Origin of the sequence: Cupriavidus nantongensis, from assembly GCF_041726985.1 — a bacterium.
Taxonomy (GTDB): domain Bacteria; phylum Pseudomonadota; class Gammaproteobacteria; order Burkholderiales; family Burkholderiaceae; genus Cupriavidus; species Cupriavidus nantongensis_A.
In genome coordinates, this window is record NZ_CP168303.1 from 3269328 (window position 1) to 3293673 (window position 24346).

Annotated in this window: 25 protein-coding genes and 1 tRNA gene; 6 read left to right on the forward strand and 20 right to left on the reverse strand. The window is 67.9% G+C overall.

Annotated features, from left to right (window positions below; translation table 11 throughout):
* Positions 1–14: 14 nt before the first annotated feature.
* Positions 15–899: a class III extradiol ring-cleavage dioxygenase gene (locus tag ACEI37_RS26445; RefSeq protein ID WP_373378756.1), complete on the reverse strand. Its 885-nt coding sequence runs from the start codon at positions 897–899 to the stop codon at positions 15–17.
* A 270-nt stretch (positions 900–1169) separates the two neighbouring features.
* Here ACEI37_RS26445 and ACEI37_RS26450 point away from each other — a divergent pair, with 270 nt between their 5' ends.
* Positions 1170–1505, forward strand: a complete 336-nt coding sequence (locus tag ACEI37_RS26450; RefSeq protein ID WP_373378757.1) for a hypothetical protein — start codon at positions 1170–1172, stop codon at positions 1503–1505.
* Positions 1506–1597: 92 nt separating this feature from the next.
* Positions 1598–2908 carry an MFS transporter gene (locus tag ACEI37_RS26455; RefSeq protein WP_373378758.1) on the forward strand — a complete coding sequence of 437 codons (1311 nt, stop codon included), beginning with the start codon at positions 1598–1600 and terminating at the stop codon, positions 2906–2908.
* A gap of 80 nt (positions 2909–2988) precedes the next feature.
* On the opposite strand, the gene ACEI37_RS26460 is transcribed toward ACEI37_RS26455, so the two are convergent.
* Positions 2989–3345, reverse strand: coding sequence for a DUF2314 domain-containing protein (locus ACEI37_RS26460; RefSeq protein ID WP_373378759.1), 357 nt, complete (start codon positions 3343–3345; stop codon positions 2989–2991).
* A gap of 105 nt (positions 3346–3450) precedes the next feature.
* Here ACEI37_RS26460 and ACEI37_RS26465 point away from each other — a divergent pair, with 105 nt between their 5' ends.
* A complete protein-coding gene (locus ACEI37_RS26465; RefSeq protein WP_111521219.1) occupies positions 3451–4077 on the forward strand; it encodes a DNA-3-methyladenine glycosylase I in 627 nt (208 codons plus the stop codon).
* Positions 4078–4423: 346 nt separating this feature from the next.
* On the opposite strand, the gene ACEI37_RS26470 is transcribed toward ACEI37_RS26465, so the two are convergent.
* On the reverse strand, positions 4424–5368 hold the full coding sequence (locus ACEI37_RS26470; RefSeq protein ID WP_373378760.1) for a cation diffusion facilitator family transporter: 945 nt from the start codon (positions 5366–5368) through the stop codon (positions 4424–4426).
* Between the two features lie 215 nt (positions 5369–5583).
* On the opposite strand from ACEI37_RS26470, the gene ACEI37_RS26475 reads away from it, so the two are divergent.
* A complete protein-coding gene (locus tag ACEI37_RS26475; RefSeq protein ID WP_373378761.1) occupies positions 5584–5835 on the forward strand; it encodes a hypothetical protein in 252 nt (83 codons plus the stop codon).
* A 17-nt stretch (positions 5836–5852) separates the two neighbouring features.
* Here ACEI37_RS26475 and ACEI37_RS26480 read toward each other — a convergent pair whose 3' ends face one another.
* The 3 genes from ACEI37_RS26480 to ACEI37_RS26490 all read right to left on the reverse strand — a co-directional run bounded on the left by ACEI37_RS26480 (position 5853) and on the right by ACEI37_RS26490 (position 9112).
* Positions 5853–6566 carry an aspartate/glutamate racemase family protein gene (locus tag ACEI37_RS26480; RefSeq protein ID WP_373378762.1) on the reverse strand — a complete coding sequence of 238 codons (714 nt, stop codon included), beginning with the start codon at positions 6564–6566 and terminating at the stop codon, positions 5853–5855.
* A 14-nt stretch (positions 6567–6580) separates the two neighbouring features.
* Positions 6581–8029, reverse strand: a complete 1449-nt coding sequence (locus ACEI37_RS26485) for an MFS transporter (protein ID WP_373378763.1) — start codon at positions 8027–8029, stop codon at positions 6581–6583.
* A gap of 231 nt (positions 8030–8260) precedes the next feature.
* Positions 8261–9112, reverse strand: coding sequence for a MurR/RpiR family transcriptional regulator (locus tag ACEI37_RS26490; protein ID WP_373378764.1), 852 nt, complete (start codon positions 9110–9112; stop codon positions 8261–8263).
* A 914-nt stretch (positions 9113–10026) separates the two neighbouring features.
* Here ACEI37_RS26490 and ACEI37_RS26495 point away from each other — a divergent pair.
* Positions 10027–11745, forward strand: coding sequence for a hypothetical protein (locus tag ACEI37_RS26495; protein ID WP_373378765.1), 1719 nt, complete (start codon positions 10027–10029; stop codon positions 11743–11745).
* A 203-nt stretch (positions 11746–11948) separates the two neighbouring features.
* Positions 11949–12980, forward strand: coding sequence for a hypothetical protein (locus ACEI37_RS26500; RefSeq protein ID WP_373378766.1), 1032 nt, complete (start codon positions 11949–11951; stop codon positions 12978–12980).
* Between the two features lie 89 nt (positions 12981–13069).
* Here ACEI37_RS26500 and ACEI37_RS26505 read toward each other — a convergent pair.
* From ACEI37_RS26505 to ACEI37_RS26570, 14 genes are all read right to left on the reverse strand, one after another.
* Positions 13070–13145: transfer RNA gene (locus ACEI37_RS26505), tRNA-Ala, on the reverse strand.
* 73 nt (positions 13146–13218) lie between these two features.
* The gene (soxB, locus tag ACEI37_RS26510) at positions 13219–14940 is read right to left on the reverse strand and encodes a thiosulfohydrolase SoxB (RefSeq protein ID WP_373378767.1); all 1722 of its coding nucleotides are present in this window, start codon (positions 14938–14940) and stop codon (positions 13219–13221) included.
* Positions 14941–14998: 58 nt separating this feature from the next.
* Entirely contained in the window at positions 14999–15493 is a 495-nt protein-coding gene (locus ACEI37_RS26515) for a TlpA family protein disulfide reductase (protein ID WP_373378768.1), read from the reverse strand.
* 5 nt (positions 15494–15498) lie between these two features.
* A complete protein-coding gene (gene soxX, locus ACEI37_RS26520; RefSeq protein WP_373378769.1) occupies positions 15499–16161 on the reverse strand; it encodes a sulfur oxidation c-type cytochrome SoxX in 663 nt (220 codons plus the stop codon).
* Between the two features lie 19 nt (positions 16162–16180).
* Positions 16181–17008, reverse strand: coding sequence for a sulfur oxidation c-type cytochrome SoxA (gene soxA / locus ACEI37_RS26525; protein WP_373378770.1), 828 nt, complete (start codon positions 17006–17008; stop codon positions 16181–16183).
* 81 nt (positions 17009–17089) lie between these two features.
* Positions 17090–17554, reverse strand: a complete 465-nt coding sequence (locus ACEI37_RS26530) for a DsrE family protein (protein ID WP_373378771.1) — start codon at positions 17552–17554, stop codon at positions 17090–17092.
* A gap of 98 nt (positions 17555–17652) precedes the next feature.
* Entirely contained in the window at positions 17653–17964 is a 312-nt protein-coding gene (gene soxZ, locus ACEI37_RS26535; protein ID WP_025586032.1) for a thiosulfate oxidation carrier complex protein SoxZ, read from the reverse strand.
* A gap of 49 nt (positions 17965–18013) precedes the next feature.
* Positions 18014–18469, reverse strand: coding sequence for a thiosulfate oxidation carrier protein SoxY (gene soxY, locus ACEI37_RS26540; protein ID WP_018006136.1), 456 nt, complete (start codon positions 18467–18469; stop codon positions 18014–18016).
* A gap of 157 nt (positions 18470–18626) precedes the next feature.
* Positions 18627–18953 carry a c-type cytochrome gene (locus ACEI37_RS26545; RefSeq protein WP_018006137.1) on the reverse strand — a complete coding sequence of 109 codons (327 nt, stop codon included), beginning with the start codon at positions 18951–18953 and terminating at the stop codon, positions 18627–18629.
* 117 nt (positions 18954–19070) lie between these two features.
* Positions 19071–20126: a c-type cytochrome gene (locus ACEI37_RS26550; RefSeq protein ID WP_373378772.1), complete on the reverse strand. Its 1056-nt coding sequence runs from the start codon at positions 20124–20126 to the stop codon at positions 19071–19073.
* Positions 20110–21468: a sulfite dehydrogenase gene (gene soxC / locus ACEI37_RS26555; protein WP_373378773.1), complete on the reverse strand. Its 1359-nt coding sequence runs from the start codon at positions 21466–21468 to the stop codon at positions 20110–20112. Before soxC ends, ACEI37_RS26550 begins: the two co-directional genes overlap by 17 nt.
* Positions 21469–21584: 116 nt before the next feature.
* Positions 21585–22004 (reverse strand): ArsR/SmtB family transcription factor, encoded by a 420-nt coding sequence (locus ACEI37_RS26560; protein WP_373378774.1) that lies wholly within the window; start codon positions 22002–22004, stop codon positions 21585–21587.
* A gap of 50 nt (positions 22005–22054) precedes the next feature.
* A complete protein-coding gene (locus tag ACEI37_RS26565; RefSeq protein WP_373378775.1) occupies positions 22055–22951 on the reverse strand; it encodes an EamA family transporter in 897 nt (298 codons plus the stop codon).
* Positions 22952–23075: 124 nt separating this feature from the next.
* Positions 23076–24341, reverse strand: a complete 1266-nt coding sequence (locus ACEI37_RS26570; protein ID WP_373378776.1) for an NAD(P)/FAD-dependent oxidoreductase — start codon at positions 24339–24341, stop codon at positions 23076–23078.
* Between the last annotated feature and the right edge of the window lie 5 nt (positions 24342–24346).

The window sequence follows — 24346 nt, forward strand, 5'->3', positions numbered from 1 at the left end:
AGGCCTTCAGCCTTTCAGGCCGCGGCGCGCAGCGGCGCCCCGGCGCCCATGCCCTCGAACACGAAGCTGTCCATCGCCAGCACGCCGTAGGTGACCTCGTCGGCCACCCGCGACACCGTGGCCGGCCCCGTCAGCGCCGGGCCGGCGCCCTCCGGGCCGAGCGCCGCGCCCAGCGCCACATAGAACGGCAGCAGGTGCTCGTCGGTCGGGTGCGCCCGGCGCGCATAGGGCGCCTGGGCCCGGTAGTCCGCAATCAGGCGGGTGTCGCCGGTGGCCAGGGCCTGGTCCAGCGCCTCGGCCATCCACTTGCGGAACGCCTCGACGTACGGCTCGGCCTGCGGACCGTGCTGCTCGCGCCGGCCGCCGCCAAAGACTTCCTGCAGGTTGTGGGTGAAGCTGCCCGAGGCCAGCACCAACACGCCCTCATCGCGCAGCGGGGCCAGCGCACGCCCGATCGCGATCTGCGTCGCGGGCGCCAGGTAGGGATTCAGCGCCAGCTGCACCACCGGCATGTCGGCATCGGGAAAGAAGTGGCGCATCGGCATCCAGGCGCCGTGGTCCAGCGGGCGCTCGTCGTCGTGGCCGACAAAGCCCGCGCCGGGAATCGCCGCCGACTCGACCAGCGCCTTCACCCGCGCCGCCAGTTCCGGCGAACCCGGGGCGTCGTAGCGCAAGGCGTACAACTCGCGCGGGAAGCCGCCGAAATCGTGCCAGGCCTCCTGGCGTTCGCGGCTGGTGACCGCCAGCGTGCTGTAGATCCAGTGAGCCGAAATCACCAGCACCGCACGCGGGCGCTGCGCGCGCAGCCGGGCGCCCAGCGCCTCGAACGCGGCACCGGTGGGGCCGGGATCGATGGCCAGCATCGGCGAGCCGTGGGAGATATAGAGCGAGGGAAGCATGGCAATACCGCCTTCAAACGGTTTGTGTACTGGCTTCCAGTTTGGCAAAGAACGGCGGCGGGCGCGGACGCGGTTTGCGGACACCTCATGCAAAAAAATTGAATCGCGGTGACGATCCGTGGCGCGGCCCACATAACCCGCGCCGCGCCGGTCCCGCCGCCGATGCGAGGGGCTTATGCTGCAGCCGGAAGCCCGTGACAGGCGCTCCGCAAGCACTTCCGCAACGCAGACGCCGCGGCGCTTTTCCCGCGCGCGAGGCAGGAGACTCAGGTGGCATCGCGCAATCCGCGCCGCACCGGACGGCACCACCGCATTCCCGGCCAATGGTGGCAGCTGGGCGTCTACGGCAGCATGCCCGCCGTCGCACTGTGGATCCTGGCGCGGCTGCCAGCCGGCCTGCTGCTGTCCGTGACCGGCATGCCGGCCGCATCCGCCTGGCTGAACCGGGCCGGGGACACCGTGTTCGTGGCCGGGTGGGTCGCCAGCGCCCTGCTGCTGTGGCTCTCCCGCCACCGTCCTGCCCCTGCCGCGGATGCCGCCCCGGCTCCGGGGACCCCCGCCGAAGCTGCCCCAGGCCAGGCGCAGCCCAGGCCGTCGGATGCCTGAAAGCGCACGCCAAAATTGAGTCGCCGCTGGCGCGGAGGTCCGGGATTAAGGAATCGCTTAATATGGCGGTTTCCCCGCATGACCAACGCTTCATGACCGCGACTACCGCCCCCGTTCCAGAACTGACCAACGCCACCCGACGCAAGGCGATCATCGCCGCCACCATCGGCAATGGCCTGGAGTGGTTCGACTTCACCGTCTACAGCTTCTTTGCCGTCATCATCGCCAAGCTGTTCTTTCCCACCGGCAATGACCTGACCTCGTTCCTGCTCACCGTCGCCACCTTCGGCGTGGGCTTCTTCATGCGCCCGGTCGGCGCCATCGTGCTGGGCGTCTATGCCGACCGCGTCGGCCGCAAGGCGGCGCTGACGCTGACCATCCTGCTGATGGCGCTGGGCACGGCCATCATCGGCCTGGCCCCGACCTACGACCAGATCGGCCTGTGGGCCCCGGCGCTGATCGTGGTCGCGCGCCTGATCCAGGGCTTTTCCGCCGGCGGCGAAGTCGGCGGCGCCACCGCCTTCCTGATCGAGCACGCGCCCGACGCCGAGCGCGGCGCCTACGCCAGCTGGCAGCAGGCCAGCCAGGGCATCTCGTTCATGCTGGGCGCCGCCATGGGCGCGCTGGTCATCAACGGCCTGTCGCCGGAGCAGATCGACGCCTGGGGCTGGCGCATCCCGTTCCTGTTCGGCCTGCTGATCGGCCCGGTGGGCATGTATATCCGCTCGCACCTGCACGAGCCGCCCGAGTTCGAGGCGCGCCAGGCCGCGCGCAAGGCCGCGCAGGTAAAGTTCTCGCCGCTGTCGCAGGTGCTGCGCGACCACCCGCGCGAAGTGCTGGCCGGCCTCGGCGTGACCATCCTGTGGACGGTCTGCACCTATGTGCTGGTGTTCTACATGCCGTCGTACGCCAAGCAGCAGCTGGGCCTGCCGCTGGGCGCCACGTTCCAGTCGACCGCGCTGTGCGGCGCCATCATCCTGGTGCTGTGCCCGCTGATGGGCATGCTGTCGGACCGCGTCGGCCGCAAGCGCATGCTGGGCGTGGTGGCACTGCTGATCGGCGTGCTCGCCTATCCGCTGTTCCACTGGCTCAACGTGGCGCCGACCACGCAGACGCTGCTGCAGGTGCAGATCGTGCTGGGCATCCTGCTGGCGGCCTTTACCGGCCCGGCGCCGGCGGTGCTGGCCGAGCAGTTCCCCACCGAAGTGCGCTCCACCGGCCTGTCGCTGGCCTATAACTTCGCCGTGACCATCTTCGGCGGCTTTGCCCCGCTGATCGTGACCTGGCTGATCGAATCGACCCAGAACAAGCTGGCGCCGGCCTACTATGTGATCGCCGCAGCCGTGGTCAGCTTTGTCGCGCTGGTGTTCATGCACGACCGGACCGGCAAGCGGCTGGCCTGAGCGCGCCGCGCCTGTCCATCGAAAAAGCCAGCCGCAAGGCTGGCTTTTTTGTGGCCGGCGGCCGGTCGCGCAAATACGGCTCAGGCGTCCTCGTCGCCTTCCCGATAGATATGGATGACGTGCCGGGCCTCGAAACACAGCGGCATGCCGGGATTCATCTCGTCGGTGCAGTACGGCTGGTTGTCGAGTTCGCCGGTATAGAGCGCGCCTTCGCGTCCGGTCACATTGACCCACATCCGCTCGACGTGGACTTCCTCGTTGCCATCCTCGTCCGCGACCAGGATGCGGAAGATCAGCTTGACCTGCTGGCCGGTGGCAAGCGCGTCGCGTTCCGCGCGCGGCGGCATCCAGAAGGTGTCGGGGTGGGCGGCGGCGATGGGCTCGGCGTCGTCGAGCTCCCATCCGTCCTCGTCCAGGGTGGTCAATCGCATGTCCATTTTCAGCCTTCCGCAATGTCTCAGGTGCGGGCATGATCGCAGCAAATGCGCCGGCCGGCGAGAGCCGGAGCAGCACCCCATTCATTCAATACTGGAAAGGTACGCATGACGAGCAACAAGGAAGCGCTGGCCGCGCCGGTGCGCTGCGGCTGGTGCGGCACGCTGGAGGACTATTGCCACTACCACGATACCGAGTGGGGCTTCCCGGTGGCCGACGACCGCCGGCTGTTCGAGAAGCTGTGCCTGGAGGGGTTCCAGTCCGGCCTCAGCTGGCTGACCATCCTGCGCAAGCGCGAAGCCTTCCGCAAGGCGTTTGCCAATTTCGATATCGAGAAAGTCGCGCGCTTCACCGAGCGCGATATCGCGCGCCTGCTGGGCGATGCCGGCATCGTGCGCCATCGCGGCAAGATCGAGGCCGCAATCAACAATGCCCAGCGGGCCCGCGAACTGCTGGAATCGGAGTCCTCGCTGGCGGCCTACTTCTGGCGCTTCGAGCCCGATCCGGCCAGCCGGCCGAAGGTGCTCACGCCCGAGGTACTGCGCACCATGGCCATTTCGCCGGAGTCCACCGCGCTGTCCAAAGACCTGAAGAAGCGCGGCTGGCGCTTTGTCGGACCCACCACGATGTATGCGCTGATGCAGGCCATGGGCCTGGTCAACGACCACCAGGAGGGCTGCGCCACGCGCGCGCAGGTGCTGGCGGCGCGCAAGGCGTTCAAGGTGCCGCGCTAGCCGGTATACAGGCCGCCGCGTATACATAGGAGCCAGACACCACCGTCTGGCGCAAAGGTCCTGACTGTCGTCTTTATATTGTTTACGTATGTAAACATAGTAGTAGTAGGTAAACCGGGCTACGGGCCGTGGATAAGTCACCTTTTCCCTTCCGGGTCAGTGACTTGCAGCAAAGATAACGGCTCCGGGATAACCCTGATTTGCCGGGACAAGACGGCGGCAACGTATACATCTCCCGCGCGCCCCCGCGAGTTGTCCGTATACGTCCCACAGCGCATCCCCAGGCGTGACACACCTTGTCCCGCCGGTTATCCCCAGGCCTGGGCCAAGCTGTCCACAGCCCGGCTCAGCCATCGGCCGTGGTTGCGCCCACGTATACCGGGTCGACGTGCGTCATCACGTTCAGCACGTGGTGGTGTTCCAGCGTGCGGCGCCGCGCTTCCACCGCGATGGCATGACCCTGCGCCACGGTCAGGGTGGCATCGATCTCGAGGTGCACGTCGACCAGGACCTGGTCGCCCATCTTGCGCGTGCGCAGTTCGTGCAGGCCGAGCACGCCGGGCGTGGCCAGCATGGTGGCGCGGATGGCGGCGACGGTCTCCTCGTCGGCGGCGCGGTCCATCAGGTCATTGAGCGCATCCCACCCAAAGCGCAGCCCCATGCGCGCCACCATCAGACCGACCACGATCGCCGCGATCGGGTCGAGCACGTGGTAGCCCAGCAGGTTGCCGCCGATGCCGAGCGCCACCACCAGCGACGACGCCGCATCGGAGCGCGCATGCCAGGCGTTGGCCACCAGCATGCTCGACCGCACCCGCCGCGCCACGGCCAGCATGTAGCGGAACAGCAGCTCCTTGGACGCCAGCGTGGCCAGCGCCACCCACAGCGCCACCGGCTGCACCGGCTGCGCGCCGCCGGCAGACTGCAGCTTGCCCAGCGCCGCCCACAGCATGCCCGCCCCCACCGTCAGCAGCAGCACGCCCAGGGCCAGCGAGGCGGCGGTCTCGAAGCGCAGGTGGCCGTACTGGTGGTCGGCATCCGGGTCCTTGCGGCTTTGCCAGCCGGCGGCCAGCACGACAAAGTCCGAAAGCAGATCGGACAGCGAATGCGCGGCGTCGGCGATCAGCGCCTGCGAGCCGGAGATCACCCCAGCGACCCCCTGCACCGCGGTCAGGCCGATATTGACTGCGACGCTGACCAGCGTGCTGTTGCGGCCGGCGCGATGGCGCGCATCGGCTTGTGCGGCGGGGGTGGCGCCGTCGTCGGGCAGGCTGCCGGGTTTTGCGCGCATGCGGGGCGAGTGCGAATCCATCGGGTGACTATAGCCGAACCTGTCGGCAGCGCGGGCCGGCACGACGCGCGTGCAGGCCGCGCCATCGTGCCGATTTCGTAACAGCGCTGGCTAACTTATTGCGCCGCCTTTACCGTAGAAAGGACGGGCACCGCACGAAGCGTGCGGACCAGCGCCAGCGGGCGCACCCGGTCTTTGCAAGGAGGGCTCTCACGATGGCGATCCGTTCGCTAGCCTCGCACAGCACATCCCAGCTACGCCGCCTGATCGGACAGATGCAGGCAGAAGTCGACGCACTCGAAAACCTGTCCACGCCCGATGCCGACGCGCAAAGCCGCCTGGGCTATGCCACCGGCCGCCTGCGCGACGGCATCGAAGCGGTCGAGGATGCCCTGCAGTCACTGCGCGCGCTGCAACAGGTACGCCCGTCCGCGATGAAGGCCAGGCGGCCGGCGCGCGTGGCTTAGCGCGCGCCTTTGGTAGCCTAAGCGCCTGCCGCGGCCGCAGCCGGCGAATCCGCCGGCCCCTGGCGCGGCGCCAGCCCCAGGGCGCGGGCCAGCGCATCGCATGCGGCCGGAATCGGCCCGATCACGGGTACCGCGAAGCGCTGTTCCAGCGCCCGCGCGGCCTCGCCCAGCGGCCCGCCGCCGATGATCACGGCCTGCGCGCCATCGTCGATACACGCCTGCACCGCACCCGCGAGCCGTTCTTCCTGTTGCTGCGGCGCGTTGCCGAGCGCGCGCGGGTCGCCATCGGTGAAGCGCGCGCCGGTGAACCAGGCCTCCAGCCCGTTCCGGCGCACGCCCGACGCGATCGACGCCGCCAGCCGTGGCGTGGTGGTGGCGATGCCGAAGCGCCGCCCGCCCGCCGCGGCGGCGCGCATCGCGGCCTCGCCGATGCCAACCACCGGCACGGCCAGCTGCGCGCGCAGGGCTTCCAGGCCCGGATCCCCGAAGGCCCCGACGATCACGCCCCCGGCAAGGCGGGCCAGGCGCACCATGTCCGCGTCAAGGACCGCGCCGGCGGCCACCGCCAGATCGCCATCGTCGACGATCATCGGCGCGCCGCGCGCCACCGTCGCGCCAACCACGGCCGGCGGCGCGTCCAGGTGCTGCGCCAGCCAGGCGCGGGCGATGCCGACCATCATCTGCGTGGTGGCGCTGAAAGTATTCGGGTTGATCAGCAGGATATGGCTCATTCATGTCTCGGGATTCAGGGGTGCTGGCTGGCGGCGGGCTGGCCGGCCGGCTGCCGCGATGCATCGCCGGGCTCGTCGTCGGCGCCGTCCAGCGCCCGGCCGAAGGTTTCGGGGGCGAACTGCAGCACCAGCGCGAACACCGCATACATGCCGGCCATCATCCCGAACATGCCGCCGATGCCGTACTGGTCGAACACGCGCCCGGCGATCAGGGGCATGGCTGCGCCGGCCATGGTGCCGAGCGCCAGGATGAAAGCGGTGCCGAAGGCGCGCACGCGGGTCGGATACAGCTCCGGCGCGTAGATCCAGATCGAGGTGTTCAGCAGCAGCACGCAGAACTGGAAGGCCGCGCCGAAGATCAGGACCAGCGCCGCCGAATTGGACAGGAAGCCGAAGCACAGACCGATCACGCACGCCAGCAGTGCCCCTAATGTGAGCACCCGCTTGCGCGGAAAGCGGTAGCCGAAGTACGACGCCGCCACCGCACCCAGCAGGCTGCCGGACTGCATCACGATGGTGAAGGCAAAGCTCTTGGTCAGCGTGTAGCCCTGCGCCATCAAGATCGTCGGCATCAGCGTCAGCACCGAGATCTGCGCGCCATAGGTCATGCACACGGCGATTCCCACCGCGATGGTGCGGCGTGCCAGGCGGCCGGTGAAGACTTCGCTCAGACGGACCTTTTCCGGCTGGATATCGCCCTCGCGCGCGGCACTCAGGTATTCCGTCGACTGCGCCGTGCGCCGCGACAGCTTGCCCGAGGCGAGGATATTGAGCACGTGGTTGGCCTCGTCGACGCGCCCCTTCGACAGCAGGAAGCGCGGCGTCTCGGGGATAAAGCGCCGGTACAGCAGCACGAAAAACGCCGGCAGCACCAGGCAGCCGAACAGCCAGCGCCAGCTGTCCGGCCCGGGAAACAAGGCGAACACCGCCAGCCCGAAGGCCGGCGCCAGCATATTGCCCAGCCCGCCGCCCGCGACGTTGATGGCGCCGACCGCCACACCGCGGAAACGCGACGAACAGAATTCGGCCAGCATGGTCACCGCGATCGAGATCTCGCCGCCCAGCCCGAAGCCGACAAGGAAACGCCCCGCGGCCAGCACCGCGTAATTCGGCGCCAGCGCGCAGATCAGCGCACCCAGCGTGAACAGCATCAGGTTGATGCTCAGCATCGCGCGCCGCCCATACCGGTCGGCGATATAGCCGGAACCCAGCCGGCCCAGCGCCGCAGCGCCGAAGGTCAGGGTGTTGAGAAAGCCGATTTCCGCCGCCGACACGCCCCAGTGTTCCCGCAGCAGCGGCCCCACCAGGCCCACGGCATTCTGCTCGAACACGTCGAACAGCACGCCGAACAAAATCAGCGCCAGGATTTTCTTGTGCGACGGAGTGACGCCGATATCGTCCAGCGCCCGTTCGAGTTGCTGCAGCCGCGGCTGCGTCGAAGAAACCATGACTTCCGCACCCATGCCTTGCCTCCATGCGCACGCCGGCGCTTTTTTCTGGCCGGGATTCAGCCGCTCCCGCCGTAATGTTTTGATTTTTTCATATGATAAATTTTTGAAAAGAATTTTTCACGCGGGTTTATACCGACGCGGGGCGGCTGCGTGCCGCCGCGTGCCGCTTTTAAGGCGGCTGGCAGCGCGACGGAACGAGGAATTGGGATGGCATTCGCCGCCGACGGCGGCAGGCGCCGGCGCTCAGAGTTCGTCGAGCGCGTCGTGGAAAGCCTCGACCAGGCCCAGATGCCGCCGGCCCGGGGTACCGGCCAGTTCCATCACCTGGGTGACGATCAGGTGGCACAGGCCGATCACGGCGGCATGGTTGTCCAGCACGCCGGGGGCCTGCACATCGCAGCGCAGTACCCACCGGGCGGGCACCTTGGTGGTCGCGCCCTGTTCGGTGATGTAGAGCAGCCTGGGACAAGCCTTCGCCGCCTGCGCCACCACCGACGGCAGTTGGCGCACGCGCCGGCGCAACGCCAGCACGATCACCACGTCGTCTTCGGTCATGCCGGCGAGATGTTCGCCCATGGTCTCGCCCGCGCCGGGCACCGCCTGCGCGCTCGGCACGATCTGCAGCAGTTGCCAGCGCAGGTACATGGCCAGCGGCTGGCTCGAGCGAAAGCCGACGATCCAGACCTTGCGCGCATTCAGGATGGCCTCGGCGATTTCCCGCAGCTGCGCCTCGGACAGGCGCCGGTAAGTGGCGCCGAGGTTGGTCAGGCCCTGCTGCAGATGCGCGCCGAGCGAGCCGCTATCGGCCGCACCGGCCGCGCTTTCGGTGCCGGCCAGCAGCAGCGGCGAGCCTGCGCTCTTCTCCGAGCGCACATGCTTGCGCGCGTCGTCATACGAGGCATAGCCCATGCGCCGCACGAAGCGCGTCACGGTGGCATTCGACACATTGGCCAGCCCAGCCAGTTCCGAAGCGGTATAGCCCGCGAGATCGCCGGGGAAATCCAGCGCGAACTCCGCCAGCCTGCGCTCCGAAGGCGATAGCTGGTCCAGCTGTTCGCGGATGCGTCCGACGAACGATTTCCTGGTGGCTTGCATGGGACGAGACGGCTTTGGTGCGCACGGTCGGTCGACTGAGCCTGCCGCGCGCGGGGCTCCAAGGGGCTCAACGATAACGTATGGCGCCGCGCGATGCGAGTCGCCGGCAGCCGGCCTGCCTCGATGCTGGGCGTGGCGCTTAACGCGGCGCGCCGCTGGCATTCACGTGGAATTCAGGTGGCATTAACCCCTGACAGCGCTGGCGTTGGTCCGGCATTAAATCTCTGTCCTGGCCTTGCCCAAGCCAGCGCAATTACCGTTTCTTGAGTCCCGAAAATCGCGCGCGATGATATTGCCGCGTACGGAAGACTGTCCACAAATCGAACAAATCCTTACATGTGATCCAGAGTCGAGTAATCGTTAAGTCGCAAGTGCGCACTGCAATAGTGCATAGGTGCCCTGCCCGAAAATCACACGTAACCCATTGTTACCGACCTGTACGGTCTCGGATGCATACCCCTAGTATCGCCGCTGCCGGGTTTTCCAAGGGGTTAACCCGATCCGCTTTTTATGCCACTGCAATTGGTCGTGCACACTGCAAACCGGCACAAGAACGGGCGTGGTGATGTTTATTCACTTTCATCTTTTATCCATTCACTTAAAAATCAATGACTGGGAAAAATCTACCCCGCGATAACCCATCGGACCTGCGCCGGGCGCGCAATTCTTACATTCTCCCGAGCCTGAACTTCCTGGCTGCGGCCTGCGCCGCTGTGGTGCTTACGGCATGCGGCGGCGGTGGCGATGGCAGCGATGCAACCACCTCCGGTAGCACCTCGTCGACCGAAGCTTCGCGCAGCCCGACCACCCCGGCAGAATCCACTCAAGTCGCCGATGAGATTTTCGACGGCTCCGGCAATTTGAATGCCGACGAATATGTTGCCATTGCTTCGGATTATTCCGGCGAAAAAGCCATGGCTTATCGCTACGGCGCGAGTAATTCCGCCGCCGCAGCAGTTGGTACGGTATGGAAACCCGAGGACAAGACCTTTTACCCGCACGGCAATACCTGTTTCCAGCAGGATTACCCGGGCGCCACGATGGATACCAGCACCAATGTGATCTATCAGCTGGGTAACATCGACTGCGCCCGCAACGACTACGGCAGCAACATGGGCGACGTGATTTTCCGCGCGGACTCCGCTTCGGACTCCGGCGTCACGCCGCTGCTGACGCTCGCGCTGAGCGCCGGCACCATTGCCGAAAAGCCGCAGACCCCGTGGTTCTGGGGCCATACCACCACCAATCCGCTGCTGAAGGAACACGTCACGGCCAACGGTGGCGCGATGCCGACGCAGCCTATCGCCATGGGCCGCTGCAGCGAGCACGATTGCGCACAATCGCTGGTGGCTTTCCAGAACGGCCTGATTGCCTCGGTCGGCATGAATACGGCTTCGCACTCGGCTTCGGTGAAGCTGCCGGAGGGCAAGGTGCCCACGGCCATCGCCATTACGCCGAATTCGGAATTTGCCCTGGTGACCATCTGGGACACCAAGAACCTGAAGGGCCAGGTGGCGGTGATTGCGCTGGGCAGCCTCGCCGACGGCAGCCAGGTGGGCGGTCCGTATGACTCCAGCGATATGTCGTGGCATGGCCTCTATCCGGGCTTCCGCAATATGTCGAACTTCGTCTTCATGAAGCTGCTGGGCTTCGTTGACCTGCCGGATATGAAGGCCCCGACGGAGATTTCCGCCGTGACCGACTTCAGCGTCATGCAGGACAACACCACCCAGGGCTGGATGCGTGACCCGGTGGGTGACCGCGGCGCGAGCCTGGGTCGCGACGAAGCGACGCCTGGCCTGAGCGAAGCCAACCAGAAGAGCTACGCCGTGGGTGGCGTCAACGCCGACCTGATCTCCCGCGCCGGCGTGGCCGCAGTGATCTCGAAGTCGGAAAAGAAGGTGGTGTTCCTGGACCTGAAGCCGCTGTTCGACAAGGTCAACAACACCTACTTCGAAGGCAGCTTCAGCGATCTGCAGAACACCCTGAACAATACCGGCCTGGAAGACTCGCAATGGCCGCAGACGTTCTCGGTGGACAACTACGCTCCGACCATCGTCAAGACCATGAGCCTGGCCGAAAAGCCGACCGCGGTGAGGGTCTCGATGCTGGCCAACCCCGGCCAGGCCTGGGTGGCGACGGAAGACGGCGTGATCCACGCGATCTCGGTGGCTGGCGTGCAGTCGGGTACCAACCTCGATCCGGAACTGATCAAGGAAGTGACCAGCCTGCAAGTGGGCAAGAACCCGACCAGCATGATCCACCAGGTGAATCGCGAGAGCTTCGGCAACTCGAACACCAAGATGTGGGTGGTGTCGCGCGGCGAGCAGAAGATCCAGCTGGTCGACATGGCAACGCTGACGGTCGAAAAGACGCTGCAGGATTCGCGTATCGTCGACCCGATCACGGTGTCTGAAACCCAGCAAAGCCCGCTGCTGACCAGCGTGATCTCGGTGACCGACTATTCGGGCAAGCAGGTGCTGAACTATCGCTATGCCCCGATCAACCTCCAGGGCGGGAACACCCCGTTGTATATCGGCGTGGGCCAGTCGGGCAATGAAGAGTTCGAGTTCGGCGGTTCCTATGCGGTGGCCGGCAAGCCGTTCAACTTCACCCAGAGCAATGTACCCTGAGCGCCATGTCAGCCTGAGGCGCGCCGGTTGATCCCGGCAAGCTTCTTCCCCTGATATCGCTTGATCCAGGCCCGCACGGTTCGCCGTGCGGGCTTTTTCCATTGGGCAGACGCCGGCCACGCCGTGACCCCGCGTGCGCTGGAGCACAGATATCCTGCCTGCGGACATGACAACCTTGCCATATGCGCAAGGAGCCCGTCCCAATGCCGAATCTGTCCGCCCACGACCTGAATGACCGCGGCATCGGCGCTCCCATCAGCCTGGTCGCGCCCGGCGAAGGTGGCGTCAGGGACTATGCCGCCACGCTCAACGGGCTGCTGCAGGGACAGCTGCTCGAGGCAACGCCCGACCTGCCGGCGGCCGCCCTGGCCGGCGCCGACGTAATCCTCCATTACGTCGGCTACGGCTACGCCCGGCGCGGCACGCCGCTGTGGCTGCTGCGGCGCCTGCGCGAGGCCCGGCCGCACATGCGCCGCCTCGGCATCTTCTTCCACGAACTGTATGCCGACGGCGTGCCATGGCGCTCGGCGTTCTGGCTCTCTCCGGTGCAGCGCTACATTGCCGCCGAACTGGCATCGCTGGCCGACTTCTGGGTCACCAACCGCGAGGGTTCGGCACGCTGGCTCAACGCCCACGCGCCGGCGCGGCCGCACCGGGTGCTGCCGGTGTTCTCCAACCTGGGCGAAAGCGGCGCGCAGCAGCGGGACCGGCAGGCCGCCGTGGTGGTGCTCGGTGGCTCCGCGCTGCGCGCCCAGACCTACCAGGAGGCGGGCGAGGCGCTGTTCGAATGGGTCGGCCGTACCGGCTTCACGCTGCATGACGTCGGCCCACCCCTGGACGATACCGGCCTGGCCGCCCGCATCGCCCGGCGCGGCGCGGTGGTGCACGGCCGCGTCGAAGCCGCCGAAGCGGCGCAGCTGCTGTCGGAGTCGACCTACGGCGTGCTGGCCTATCCCGTCGACTATGCCGCCAAGAGCGGGGTCTTCGCCGCGTACTGCGCTCACGCGGTCTGCCCCGTGCTGCTGTCCCGCCACCGCGGCGTGCACGATGGCATCACGCCCGCGCACTACCTGCCTTCGATCGAGGCCATGACGCCGGACCTGGACGCCGCCCGGCGCATCGGCCGGGCGGCCAACGCCTGGTATGCACCGCATGCGCTGCGGCATCACGAGGCCGGGTTCAGGGAGTTGCTGGGGCTGGAAACGCTGCCGGTGCAGGTCGCTGCGGCGTTGTGAGGAGGGACGGCGGGAACGCCGCCAACAAAAAACCCCGGCAGCCTGGCGGCTCCGGGGTTTTCGTTCGAAACGGGATGTTGCGAAGAATCTGGTGGACCGAAGGAGGATCGAACTCCCGACCTCTGCATTGCGAACGCAGCGCTCTCCCAGCTGAGCTATCGGCCCGTCGCGGAGGATTGTAGCGTACTTGGGTGGCGCGCTTCAATCCTCCGCGCCCCCATGCGTGCTGTTTGCCACATCACGCCGCAATGCCGGCATTGCCGTCCATGCCGCGCACGCGCGGCAGGTTCAGCGGGCGCGCGCTGACTTCGCGGGTGCTGCGCAGCCACTGCGCCATCACGTCCCAGATCGGCGCCCCGCCCGATTCACGCGCTTCCTCCGCAACCGGTGCCCAGCCGGCCACCTTGTAGGTCTTGCCGGCCTCCAGCGGCTTGCCCGCCAGGCGCATGTCGGTGATGCGCTTGCCCATGCCGGCGGCGGGATCGATGGTGTACTGCAGGCCGCCGACGCGCACCATGTCGCCGCCCTGCTGGTAGTACGGGTCGGGATTGAACAGGTTGTCGGCGACGTCTTCGAGGATGGTCTTGATGGTCGCGCCGCTCATCTGCGTCACCGTGGTGTACGGATACGTGATGGCGGTCTGGTCCATCAGGTGCTCCATGGTGATGGCCTGCCCCGGCAGCAGCGTGGTGCCCCAGCGGAAACCGGGCGAGAACGCGATCTGCGCGCCCTGCACCTGCATCAGGCCGTCGAGGATCAGCTGGTCGAAGGTGCCGTTGAAATTGCCGCGGCGGTACAGCAGGCCACGGTTGACGGCGAGGACTTCCGACAGCTTCTTTTCATACGGCGCCCGCACCTTGCCGATGAGCGCATCCATGGCCGGGTCGGCCGGCAGGTAGTTGGCGAAGACTGGCAGCAGCCGGTAGCGGAAGTCCGCCACCTTGCCGTTTTTCACGTCGAAATCGAGCACGCCGAGGAACTTGCCGTTGGAGCCGGCATTGGTCACCAGCGTGGTGCCGCCGGCGTTCTTCACCGCCACCGGCGCGGGCACGCCGTCGTGGGTGTGTCCGCCGAGGATGGCATCGAGCCCGCGCACGCGCGAGGCCAGTTTCAGGTCGACGTCCATGCCGTTGTGCGACAGCAGCACCACCGCCTGCGCGCCCTTGCCGCGCGCGGCGTCGATGACCTGCTGCAGGTTCTCTTCCTGGATGCCGAAGGTCCAGTCCGGCACGAAATAGCGCGGGTTGGCGATCGGGGTGTACGGGAACGCCTGGCCGATGATGGCCACCGGCACGCCGTTAATCTCGCGGATCACGTAAGGATCGAACACCGGGTCGCCGAAATCGTTGGTCTTGATGTTCTGCGCCAGGAACGCGACCTTGCCCTTGAAGTCCTTGTCGACGATCTCCCGGACGCGCTCGGCGCCCAGGGTCATCTCCCAGTGCGGCGTCATCACGTCCACGCCCAGCGCCAGCGCGGCATCGACCATGTCCTGGCCCCTGGTCCACAGCGCGGTGGCCGAGCCTTGCCAGGTGTCGCCGCCGTCGAGCAGCAGCGCACCCGGGCGGCCGGCCTTGAGCCGCTTCACCAGCGTGGCCAGGTGCGCAAACCCGCCGACCTTGCCATAGCGGCGCGCCGCCTCGTTGAAATCGAGATAGGTGAATGCATGCGCCTGCGCGCTGCCGGGGCGGATGCCGTAATGGCGCAGCAGCGCCTCCCCGACCAGATGCGGCGGCTTGCCGGCATAGTCGCCGATGCCGAGGTTGACATTGGGCTCGCGGAAGTACACCGGCCGCAGCTGCGCATGGCAGTCGGTGAAGTGCAGCAGGTGGACGTTGCCGAAGCGGGGCACGTCGTACATGGCGTCGGCGGCCTGCGCGGCGTGCGCATCCTGGTGGGGGAACGTCATGCCGCCGGCGCCGGCGATGGCCAGCACCTGCAGGAACTCGCGTCGGTTCATGTCTCTTCCTGTGGGTAAGTGCGTGCCGGTGGGCGCGGGGGCTTCCGGCATCGCATGGCTATGGCTTTGCGTAGCGCTCCAGTGCGGCCACGTCTTCTTCGAGCATTTCGCCGACTTCCTTCTGCACCACGCGGCCGCGCGCGTCGATGACGTACAGCTCCGGCAGCCCCTTGCGCTTGCCGAACACCGCCTGCAATGCGGGCGAATCCATGGTCGCGGGGAAGGTGTAGCCGCGCTTTTTCACGTAGTCGGCGGCCTCGCGCGGATCCTTGTCGATGCTGATGGCCAGCACCTGCAGCGGCGTGCCGCGTGTGCGCTCGTACAGCTTCTGCAGGCGCGGGTTCTGCATCGCGCAGAACGGGCACCAGGTGGCCCAGTATTCGACCACCAGCGGCTTGCCGGCCAGCGCGGCCGCGCTCAGCGTGCGGCCGTCGAGGGTGCGGACCTCGGGCAGGCGCACGGTGTCGCCGACTTCCAGCGCGGCGGCGCCGGCCGCGGCCAGCATCAGGCTCGCGGCCAGCAGCGCGCGCAGCAGCATGGCGGGCGCGCGCATCGGCGTTACTGGTTGACCGGCGAGGCCGGGTCGAGCAGCAGCGCCATCACGTCGCGGATCTGGGCCTCGGTCAGGATGCCCTTGTGGCCGAAGCGCGGCATATTGGAGCAGGCGGCGTAGGCGCTGGAGTCCCAGATCTTGCCCCAGGTGTACTTGATGACTTCCTGCGAGTTGCCGCGCAGCTTGCCGTACTGGTACAGCGACGGACCGATATTGCCGAACGAGATCTCGGCCTTGGTCATCTGGTGGCAGGCGTAGCAATTGCCGCCGTTGGTGCCGCCGACCTGGTCGGTGAACTGCATGCCGCGGCCGTTCTGGGCGACCTTCTCGCCTTCCTTCCAGTCGCCCAGCCATTTGTCGTCGGCCGGGTACTTGATCTGCTTCAGCTCGGCGGCCTCGATCTTTTTTGCCACCTTCGCCGGTACCCTGGTGCGATCCGGGTACTGGCTGCAGGCCTGCTGCATGCCGTCCTGGTTCAGCACGCCCTCGACCGTGACCGGGCCGCGCGAAGAGAACGAGTCTTCGATCAGGTGCTTCATGTCGGCGCCGTTGACGGCGGCGGGCTTGGCCTTGGCGGGGCGGGGCTTGGCGCTGTCTTGTGCATAAGCGCCGGTAGCCAGCACGGCGGCCAGGGCCGCGACGGCCAGTGCCTGGGTATGTCGTTGCATGGTGTCTCTCCCGTACTGGTCAGCGCTTCATCGCCGGGCCGTCGTAGGTGCCGCCGTTGGCGTTCCTGGCCAGGAACATGGTCAGTGCGGTGATCACGTCCGAGCCATAGGCGGGTTCGGGAAAGCGCTGCTGGCGCAGGCAGTCGTACAGGCGGTGCTGCATGGTGCGGACCTCGCCTTGCGACACGCGATAGGCGGGCCAGGTGGTGTAGGCTGCCTGCGCGCCCTTGTCGGTCAGCAGGTTGGGCAGGTCCTGCAGGCGGATGCGCTGGCCGTCCACCGCATGGCAGGTGGCGCAGGCAAAGTCGTAGGCGCCGCCGCGGTAGAAGAACATCTTCTCGCCGAGGGCATAGGTGCGCTTTTCTTCCGGATGGCTGAGCTGCACGTTCATCTTCACGCCGCGCGACTCGCCGGTCAGGTAGGCCACCAGGCGTTCGATCTCGGACGGCTTGCCCGACGACGAGAACGGGATTTTGGTGGCCTCTTCCTTGGTCAACCCCTGCAGCGTCATGCGGCAATGGGCCAGCCGCTGCTCCAGGTCCATCACCTTGTTGGTGTCCTTGAAGTAGCGCGGCAGCTCGGCGTAGGCGCCCTTGGTCACGCCGGGGCCCTTGCCCAGGTCGCATTGCTCGAGCGACGCATTCTTCGGCCCCGCGGGCTTTTTCCACAGCTCTTCGCCGGCGGCTTCCCACAGCTCGGCGGGATTGCCTTCGGCCAGCATCTGCCGGTATTTGGCGATTTCGTCGGCGGTGCTGCCCTGCGCGTGCACGGCGGCAGCGGCCGCGGCCGCCGCGGTGGCGGCCAGCGCCAGCGCTGCGCGCCGGGCCAGGCTTGGGATCGGTTTCATGGGGCTTCCTCCTCGCGGCCGCGCCTTGCGGACGGGCCGATTCTTCTGTCTTGTCTTGCCGTCAGGCCGCGCCAGCCCGGCTCAGGGCTTGATATACGCGTAGCCTTCCTCGGCCTGCAGGCGGGCGATCTCGACCACGCCGGCCTGGACCACCTTGGCTTCCATCAACAGCTGCGATTCACTGATCTTGCGCGCGGTCAGCGTATTGCGGCAGACGCGGAACTCCACGCCTTCGGCGGCCAGCGCGCCCACCGCGCTCTCGAAGCTGTTGCCGCGCGCGTCCTTGGCGCCTTCCACCAGAAAGTCGATGCCGTAGCCGAACGCGACCACCACGATCCTGGTGCCGGGAGCGCCATTCAGGTGGTTGCGCAAGTTGCCCATCGCGCGCACCGCCTGGTCGACGCCTTCCGACAGCTGGTACACCACCTTCACGCGCGCGCCCTTGCCCGCCCCGGCCGGCCCTGACTGGCCCGACTGTGCCGAGGCCTTCGCCGCCAGGCCGATGGCGGCCAGCGCCGCCGATGCTCGAATAAATGCTCGCCGCATAATGCTCCTTCGGGCCGGGTCCGTCCCGGCATTCCGCCCCGAACCTTAGCAGAGGACGACGCGGCGTGCCGGCTGCCTGCCAGCGTGGGCGCGCGGCCTCAGGCGATGGTGGCCTCGTCGGTGCGCTTGTCGCCCTTGTTGTCGGTCCAGGTCACGGCCACCTTGTCGCCCTTGGCGCCGCCCTTGAACTTGAAGTTCAGGAACGGGTCCTTGGACACCGCCGGGCCGAACTGGGCGCGGAACACTTCCTTGCCCTTGCACTGGGCGGTCACGGTCTGGATATGCCAGGCCGGGACGACCTTGCCGGACGCATCCTTGCGCTGGCCGGTCTCCATGTCGTGCTTCATCAGAATCTTGACGTCCACCACGCCGCCGTTTTCGGTGGCGCGTACGCGCATCGGGTCTGCCATGTGTTTCTCCTGTTGCAGTTTGGCGGGAATCTCGGTCCGGGGCGCGGCGTCAGCCGCCGCAGCCGCCCAGCGTGACCTTGATTTCCTTCGATGCCACGTACCACTTGCCGCCGGCCTTGACCGCGGCGTGCACCACCGAGGTCTGGCCCATCTTCACGCGCGTGGAGACGAACGGCTCGGTGCCGGCCGGGATGATGAAGTCGGCGGCCAGGGTGTTGGGGTTCTTTTCCACCAGGATCGCGATCTGCTCGGTATCCGGCAGGGTGCTGGTCACGGCCACCGGCACCACGGCGCCGTTCTCGGCGATATCGGGGGCAGTGAAGGTGATGGCGGTGCTTTTCTCGGTGCCGCTGCCGCCGAGGGCCTTGATCACGTCGGCAACGCTCTTGCCGTCAAAGGCGTTCTTGTTCCACTCGGCCGCCTGCGCTTCGCTGATCAGGCCGGTGGCGGCCATCAGCGACAGGACAGCGGTGACCCGCAGCACTTCTCGTCGTTTGGAATTCATTGCTTGCTCTCCGGCTACTCCGTTCCAGTCGGTCGTGGACCGTTTCAGGGGGTGTTGCATGCGGCCGGTACATGGCCGGCCGCTGGTTGTCCCAGGCCGCGCGGCATTCACTGCCCGGCCCGGTGCATCGGCGGACTGCCCGCTCTGGCAGTCGGTCTTACTTGGCGGGGGCGCCTGCCAGCACCCACTCGACCACGGTCTTCAGGTCGGCGTCGCTGATGGCGGCGTTGGCCGGCATCGGCACCGGACCCCACACGCCCGAGCCACCGCTCTTGACCTTCTTGCTCAGGGTCGCCAGGGCGTTCTTGTCGCCCTTGTACTTGGCCGCCACTTCCTTGTAGGACGGGCCGACCAGCTTCTTGTCGACCTGGTGGCAACCCATGCAGGCGTTCTTGTTGGCGATCTCCTGTGCCTTGGCGGCATCGACCGCGTGGGCCGATGCGGCGGCGCCGAGCATCAGCGCTGCGATGACAAACTGCTTCATTGTTAAGCTCTCCAAGCTCTGTAAAGCCGTGGGGACGGCAAAGGCCGCGCGGCCGTGCTGCAATGGCCAGGCGGCACACACCGGCCGCCGCCTGGGGGCACTGCGGCGGCCAGTCCGCTATTTTGCCTCAAGAATCCAGGCCACCATGGCCTGCACGTCCGAATCCGGGATTTGCGGCTGCGGCGGCATCGGCACGGCGCCCCAGGCGCCCTGCCCGCCCGCCTTGACCTTGCGCGCCAGTGCCGCATGCGCATCCTGTCCCTTGTACTTGCCCGCGATGTCGGCGAACGACGGCCCCACCAGCTTGCGGTCCATCGCGTGGCAGGCCACGCACTGGTATTGGCTGGCCAGGCGCGCGCCTGGCGCGGGCGCCGCCGCGGCCACGGCTGCGCCGCCTGGCCTGGCCGCGCCGGCTGCCGCGGCCGCCGCGATGCCGCGCACCGGGCCGAACGCGCGCTGCTGCTGCGCCAGGTCGCCATGGGCGTCGCGGGCATAGTCCGGCATCGACGAGGCAACCCTGACCTGCTCCGCGCAGCGCGACATGCACGCGCTGTTGCGGGTATCCGGCTGGCCGCGCCCCGGCCACAGGCCGTGGTCCGTGGTCATGCCGGCGCGGTTGGGCATGCGCCGCTGCACCTGGGCGATATTCGTGTCGGACAGCGCAAAGTCGGCCGGGACGATTTCGCCCAGGTGGAGCAGGTAGGCGGTGACCGCATAGACCTCGTTCGTGCTCAGGCTCTTGGGCGCGTTCCACGGCATCGCGCGATGAATGTAGTCCCACAGCGTGCTGACGGTGGGAACCTTCATCAGCGTGGTGCGGTACGGCTGGTTGCCGGTCATGCCGGCGACGCGTCCGCGCTTGATGTCCTCGGCGGTGGTGCCGCCGACCAGCGGCGTGAATACTTCGTTGGATTCGCCGAAATCGCCGTGGCACGACGCGCACTTGCCGTCCCAGACCTTCTGGCCCTGCGCCACCGTGCCGCTGCCCCTGGGCAGGCCCTTGAAGTCCGGACGCACGTCGATGTCCCACGCGGCCACCTCCGCAGGCGTGGCGGTGCGGCCGAGTGCCGCACGCGCGTCGCCCGTGCCGGCTGCCGCGGCGGATGGCCACACGGCGCACCCCGCAGCCAGCAGCAGCGCCGCGGCGATCCTGAGCTCAGCCCACATGGACATTGGCCACCTCGCCGCCGGCCGCGACCTGCCAGCTCTGGATCGCGTTGTTGTGATAGATCGAGCGCGTGCCGCGCACCGCGCGCAGCTGCCCCAGCTTCGGCTGCACGTAGCCGGTCTCGTCGATGGCGCGGCTTTGCAGGATCGCCGGGCCGCCGTCCCAGACCCAGTCCAGGTTGAACCGCGTCAGGCATTTGGACAGCACCGGCGCCTCCAGCCGCGCGGTGCGCCAGTTGCGCCCGCCGTCGGTCGAGACATCGACCCGCTTGACGCGTCCGCGCCCCGACCACGCCAGGCCGCTGATGTTGTAGAAGCCCTTGCCCACCAGTTGCTGCCCGCCCGACGGCGTGGTGATGACCGACTTGCACTCCTGGATCGAGGTGTACTGGCGCAGCTTGCCGTCGGGCATCATGTCGACGTAGTGGATGGTCTCGTCCTTGGCGTTCCAGGGCTGGTCGCCCAGCTCCAGCCGGCGCAGCCACTTGACCCACGACACGCCCTGCACGCCCGGCACCACCAGCCGCAGCGGGTAGCCGTTCTCGGGGCGCAGCATCTCGCCGTTCATGCCCCAGGCGACGATGATCTCGTTGGCCAGCTCCATCGGGATGGTGCGCGTCATCGACGAGCCGTCGCCGCCTTCGGCCAGCAGGTAGCGGCCGCGGCGCAGGTCGGCGCCGGCGTCGTCCAGCAGCACCCGCAGCGGCACCCCGGTGAATTCGCAGCACGACAGCATGCCATGGGTGTACTGCACCGTCGGCACCGCGACGTTGCCCCACTCCATGCCGGTATTGGCGCCGCATTCGATGAAGTGCATGCGCGACACCGCCGGCAGGCGCATCAGGTCGTCCATGGTGTAGACCCGCGGGTTGCGCACCAGGCCGTTGATCATCAGGCGATGGCGCGCCGGGTCGATATCGTGCCAGCCCTGGTGGTGGCGCTCGAAGTGCAGCCCGTTGGGCGTGATGATGCCGAAGAAGCCCTGCAGCGGCGCGAACGCGACCGAGGCCGCCGACACCCGGGTCAGGCCGGGCGACTCGCGCCGGATCAGGTTTTTCTCATGGACCGAGGGCTGGCCGTAGGGGCGCGCCGCCACCGGCTGCCCCAGCGACGTGGCCCAGGGCTGCGGCTGCAGGATGGCGGGATCGCCGTTCGCGCCGTCCGCGGCCAGCGCCTGCCGGCCCGCCGCGGCCGCGGCGAGGCCCGCGGCGGCACCCAGGAAGCTCTTGCGCAGGAAGTCGCGCCGCGGCGCGTCCAGGCCGTGCCGGCCGATGTCCTGCTGCAGCGATGCGCTGACGAAGTGCTCGGGCGCGGGCACGATGCGCCCGGGCCGGTTCCGTTCCTGCAATGCGGTCTCCTCCGGCGCGCTCGCCCCGGTCGGTCAGACCGGGCGGCGTGCCTGTTGTACAGGGCGCCGCAACGGGTGCGGCGCCGCCGTTTGCTGCCGGAAGAGTGGTGGCGCGGCTAGCTTGCCGTGCGCCGCCGCCGCGCCGGGGCTTCCGGCGCGGGCTGTGCCATGAAGCGGTCGACCACGCCGGAGGGCAAGGCGTTGTCCTCCAGCCGGCTCGCCACCTGCACGCAGACCGTGCGGCACAGCTCGATCACGCTTTCGTCGGCAATGGCGTAGAACACCAGGTTCGCCTCCTTGCGGCGCGACAGCACGCCCGAGCGGTACATCGCGTTGAGATGCCGCGACACATTGGTCTGCGACGAACCCACCGTCTCGACCACCGTGCTGACCGGCTTCTCGCCATCGCACAAGGCGTGCAGGATCTTCAGCCGCGTCGGCTCCGCCAGCAGGCTGAAGTAACCCGATACCTTTTCGAACACGCGATCCAGCTCTTCCATGCCGTCCAATATATTCGTATATGCGTGAATGCGCATATAGTGTTTACCCATTGATGCAGCACAACATGCGCCCCGCACGCGCCGGCTCAGCGGCGCGCCAGTGCCCTGCCCGCCCACAGGCGCTGGCCGAACACGTTGAGCAGCAACCCCGCCATCACCACCGCTGCGCCGATCCACTGCGTACCGGACAGGTCCTCGCCCAGCAGCACGTGCGCCGACACCAGGCCCACCACCGGCACCAGCAGCGTCAGCGGCGCCACCTGGCTGGCCGGATAGCGCGTCAGCAGCCGGCCCCACATGGTGTAGCCGAACACCGTCGCCGCGAACGCCAGGTACACCACCGCAAACACCGCCATGCCCGACAGCTGCGTCACGCTTTGCACGATGCGCGCCGGGCCCTCGAACCACAGCGACAGCAGCGCGAACGGCACGATCGGCACCAGCGCGCCCCAGATTACCAGCCCGAGCAGGTCCACGGGACCGATCTTCTTGCTGACGATATTGCCGCTGGCCCAGCAGAACGCCGCGCACAGCGTCAGCACGAAGCCCGCCGCGCTCATGCCGCCCATGCTACCCGCGCCGGCGCCGGCCCCGATCAGGGCCAGCCCGCCGGCCGCTACCGCCATGCCGGCGAAGTTGTGCCAGCGCACCGGCTCTCCAAGCCACAGCGCGGCGATCGCCAGCGTGAAGAAGGCCTGCGACTGCAGCACCAACGAGGCCAGGCCGGCCGGCATGCCGACCGCCATCGCGTAGAACAGGAAAGCGAACTGGCCCAGGCTGATGGTGGCGCCGTAGGCCAGCAGCAGCCGCCACGGCACGCGCGGGCGCGGCACGAAAAAGATCGCCGGGAACACCACCAGCAGGAAGCGCAGCGCCCCCAGCAGCATCGGCGGCACGCCCGCCAGCCCGACCTTGATCACGACGAAGTTGACGCCCCAGACGCAGACGATGGCGAGGGCGAGGAGACGGTCTCTGGCTTGCATGGGGGATGCCGGGCGCGGGCGCGAGTTCGATCGGGACGCCTAGCGTAGCAGCGCCGGAGCGCGCGGCATTGCACGTTCTTGCGGTTTTGTGCGGGCAGCCGTGCCGCCCGCACCGCCGGCAGCGTCAGGCCAGCATCTCCGCCCAGATTCCCCGCGCCCAGGCCAGCGCGTAATCGCCTTCCAGTACCGTCGGCGCCGGCGACAGCCCGCCCGAGCCCGGCACCGTGAGCATGGTCTTCTGCGCCGCGTCGTAGCGATGCACGCTGGACACATGCACCGCCTCGCGGTCGGAGGTGAAGCTGTAGCAGGTGTTGTTGTACAGCGGCTCCGGGTCCGGGGCGCGGCCCGACAGCAGCGCCACCAGCGCCGCCGCCGCGACCTTGCCGTGCTGGTTGGCCATATGGCCGGACTTGGGCATCAGCGGCGCGATCTGGATCGCGTCGCCGATCACATGGATATGGGCCGCGGCGCGGGACTCGAAGCTGAGGAAATCCACCTCGCACCACTTGCCATTGGCCGTGGCCAGCCCGGCCGACACCGCGATCGCGCCGGCCCGCTGCGGCGGCAGCAGGTTGAGCACGTCGGCGCGCACATCGTCCTGCACCTCGAACTTGAGCGTGCGCGTGGCGGGGTCGACATCGGCCACCTCGTGCTGCGGCCGGTATTCCACCATGCCCGGGTATTGCGTGGCCCACACCTGGCGGAACAGTGCGGCCTTGGAGGTGATGTCGGCATTGGCATCCAGGATCAGCACCTTGCTGCGCGGCTTGTGCTGCCTGAAATAGTGCGCCACCTGGCAGGCGCGCTCGTACGGGCCCGGCGGGCAGCGGTACGGCGCCAGCGGCACGCTGATCGCATAAGTGCCGCCGTCGGGCATTGCCTCCAGCTGGCGACGCAGCGCGACGGTCTCGGGGCCGGCCTTCCAGGCATGCAGGATCTTGTCGCCGCCGGGCCGCTTCAGCCCGGGCAGCGCGTCGCGCATCATCTCGACGCCGGGCGAAAGCAGCAGGCGGTCATAGGGCAGCACGCTGCCACCCGCGAGGCGCACAGTCCGCTTGGCCGGGTCGATCGCGACCGCGGTGTCGCGCGCGAGCCGTACGCCGTGGCGGCGCACCAGCGCGTCGTACGGCAGCGTCAGGTCGCCGAGCTGGCGGCTGCCGCCCAGCACCAGGTTCGACAACGGGCACGAGACAAAGGCGGGATTCGGTTCGACCAGCGTCACCTCGATCGCCTGCCCGCTCCATTCGCGCAGGTAGCGCGCTGCCGTGGCGCCGCCATAGCCGCCGCCGACCACCACCACGCGGGCGCGGGCCGCGGCGCGCGCCGGCCGGATCCCGGCCGTACCCAGTACTGCGGCGCCCGCGGCGCCGAGGAAGCTTCGTCTTTGCATGCTGG

What these genes read in the sequence shown, in the direction of transcription:
- ACEI37_RS26445 (WP_373378756.1), bottom strand. Translation starts at nt 899, where the DNA reads ATGCTTCCCTCGCTCTATATCTCCCACGGCTCGCCGATGCTGGCCATC.
- soxY (WP_018006136.1), bottom strand. Translation starts at nt 18,469, where the DNA reads ATGAATTCCAAACGACGAGAAGTGCTGCGGGTCACCGCTGTCCTGTCG.
- soxA (WP_373378770.1), bottom strand. Translation starts at nt 17,008, where the DNA reads ATGAAACCGATCCCAAGCCTGGCCCGGCGCGCAGCGCTGGCGCTGGCC.
- ACEI37_RS26560 (WP_373378774.1), bottom strand. Translation starts at nt 22,004, where the DNA reads ATGCGCATTCACGCATATACGAATATATTGGACGGCATGGAAGAGCTG.
- ACEI37_RS26485 (WP_373378763.1), bottom strand. Translation starts at nt 8,029, where the DNA reads ATGGGTGCGGAAGTCATGGTTTCTTCGACGCAGCCGCGGCTGCAGCAA.
- ACEI37_RS26495 (WP_373378765.1), top strand. Translation starts at nt 10,027, where the DNA reads ATGGCTTATCGCTACGGCGCGAGTAATTCCGCCGCCGCAGCAGTTGGT.
- ACEI37_RS26490 (WP_373378764.1), bottom strand. Translation starts at nt 9,112, where the DNA reads ATGCAAGCCACCAGGAAATCGTTCGTCGGACGCATCCGCGAACAGCTG.
- ACEI37_RS26545 (WP_018006137.1), bottom strand. Translation starts at nt 18,953, where the DNA reads ATGAAGCAGTTTGTCATCGCAGCGCTGATGCTCGGCGCCGCCGCATCG.
- ACEI37_RS26530 (WP_373378771.1), bottom strand. Translation starts at nt 17,554, where the DNA reads ATGCGGCGAGCATTTATTCGAGCATCGGCGGCGCTGGCCGCCATCGGC.
- ACEI37_RS26550 (WP_373378772.1), bottom strand. Translation starts at nt 20,126, where the DNA reads ATGTCCATGTGGGCTGAGCTCAGGATCGCCGCGGCGCTGCTGCTGGCT.
- ACEI37_RS26500 (WP_373378766.1), top strand. Translation starts at nt 11,949, where the DNA reads ATGCCGAATCTGTCCGCCCACGACCTGAATGACCGCGGCATCGGCGCT.
- soxX (WP_373378769.1), bottom strand. Translation starts at nt 16,161, where the DNA reads ATGCAACGACATACCCAGGCACTGGCCGTCGCGGCCCTGGCCGCCGTG.
- ACEI37_RS26455 (WP_373378758.1), top strand. Translation starts at nt 1,598, where the DNA reads ATGACCGCGACTACCGCCCCCGTTCCAGAACTGACCAACGCCACCCGA.
- ACEI37_RS26515 (WP_373378768.1), bottom strand. Translation starts at nt 15,493, where the DNA reads ATGCGCGCGCCCGCCATGCTGCTGCGCGCGCTGCTGGCCGCGAGCCTG.
- ACEI37_RS26480 (WP_373378762.1), bottom strand. Translation starts at nt 6,566, where the DNA reads ATGAGCCATATCCTGCTGATCAACCCGAATACTTTCAGCGCCACCACG.
- ACEI37_RS26475 (WP_373378761.1), top strand. Translation starts at nt 5,584, where the DNA reads ATGGCGATCCGTTCGCTAGCCTCGCACAGCACATCCCAGCTACGCCGC.
- ACEI37_RS26465 (WP_111521219.1), top strand. Translation starts at nt 3,451, where the DNA reads ATGACGAGCAACAAGGAAGCGCTGGCCGCGCCGGTGCGCTGCGGCTGG.
- ACEI37_RS26470 (WP_373378760.1), bottom strand. Translation starts at nt 5,368, where the DNA reads ATGCGCGCAAAACCCGGCAGCCTGCCCGACGACGGCGCCACCCCCGCC.
- soxZ (WP_025586032.1), bottom strand. Translation starts at nt 17,964, where the DNA reads ATGGCAGACCCGATGCGCGTACGCGCCACCGAAAACGGCGGCGTGGTG.
- ACEI37_RS26570 (WP_373378776.1), bottom strand. Translation starts at nt 24,341, where the DNA reads ATGCAAAGACGAAGCTTCCTCGGCGCCGCGGGCGCCGCAGTACTGGGT.
- ACEI37_RS26460 (WP_373378759.1), bottom strand. Translation starts at nt 3,345, where the DNA reads ATGGACATGCGATTGACCACCCTGGACGAGGACGGATGGGAGCTCGAC.
- ACEI37_RS26565 (WP_373378775.1), bottom strand. Translation starts at nt 22,951, where the DNA reads ATGCAAGCCAGAGACCGTCTCCTCGCCCTCGCCATCGTCTGCGTCTGG.
- soxB (WP_373378767.1), bottom strand. Translation starts at nt 14,940, where the DNA reads ATGAACCGACGCGAGTTCCTGCAGGTGCTGGCCATCGCCGGCGCCGGC.